We start from the raw sequence: 908 nt of genomic DNA, 5'->3' as shown, positions 1-908 counted from the left end.
GAGTTTTATTGCAAAAGTAAAGGTTGGAGTTATGAACTCATCTCTGATTTAGGATCAGGGATGAATTATCGTAAAAAGGGTCTTAAACGTTTATTGGATGCTCTCATTGAAAATGAGATAGGTCGTTTGGTGATTACACATAAAGATCGTTTATTGCGCTTTGGTGCAGAATTGGTCTTCGCCATTTGTGAAGCCAAACAAGTTGAGGTTGTCATTCTTAATCAGGGAGAAGAAAGCAGTTTTGAAGAAGATTTAGCCAAAGATGTTTTAAAAATTATTACTGTCTTTAGTGCTCGTCTTTATGGAAGTCGTTCGAGAAAAAATCAAAGGTTATTAGAGAATGTTCGTCAAGCTGTAGAGGCATCGCAATGATTGTTGCTCACAAAATAGCTCTAGACTTAAACAATAAACAACGAAGCTATATGGCTCGAGCCAGTGGTTGCGCGCGCTTTGCTTATAATTGGGCACTGAAGGAATGGCAGCAGCAATATGAAGCATGGAAGAAAGATAATAATTTACCAAAGCCTAATGACTATGCGCTACGTAGACAATTCAATTCTCTAAAACGAGAACAATTTCCATGGATGATGGAAGTTACTAAAAATGCTCCACAAATGGCAATTATTCAATTGGGTGTGGCTTTTAAGAATTTCTTTTCAGGGAGAAGCCGATATCCCACTTTTAGAAAGAAAGGAGTGCACGATCGTTTTACTTTGACCAATGATCAAATACAGTTGCAAGGTTCCAAGATAAGAATTCCCAAACTTGGTTGGGTTCGTCTGCGAGAACAATTGCGATTTCAAGGAAAGATCTTGTCAGCAACCATTAGCCGTAAAGCGGATCGGTGGTTTGTAAGTCTTAGCGTTCAAACAGATAATCAACAATCACCGAGCAAGAACCAAGCCATT

General features: G+C 38.5%; 2 protein-coding genes. Both read left to right on the top strand.

What is annotated here, in order from left to right; all coding sequences use genetic code 11:
* Positions 1-372 (top strand): IS607 family transposase (locus tag ACFIMA_RS09775; RefSeq protein ID WP_375693783.1); only part of this gene is annotated, 372 nt, incomplete at its 5' end.
* A partial coding sequence (locus tag ACFIMA_RS09770) for an RNA-guided endonuclease InsQ/TnpB family protein (protein WP_375693782.1) occupies positions 369-908 on the top strand: 540 nt, incomplete at its 3' end. The genes ACFIMA_RS09775 and ACFIMA_RS09770, both read left to right, overlap by 4 nt.

The sequence above is a fragment of the Bartonella sp. AP88HLJMH genome, assembly GCF_042195605.1.
Lineage (GTDB): Bacteria > Pseudomonadota > Alphaproteobacteria > Rhizobiales > Rhizobiaceae > Bartonella.
Note: the sequence above shows the minus strand (reverse complement) of the source record. Positions and strands in the feature narration are given on the sequence as shown.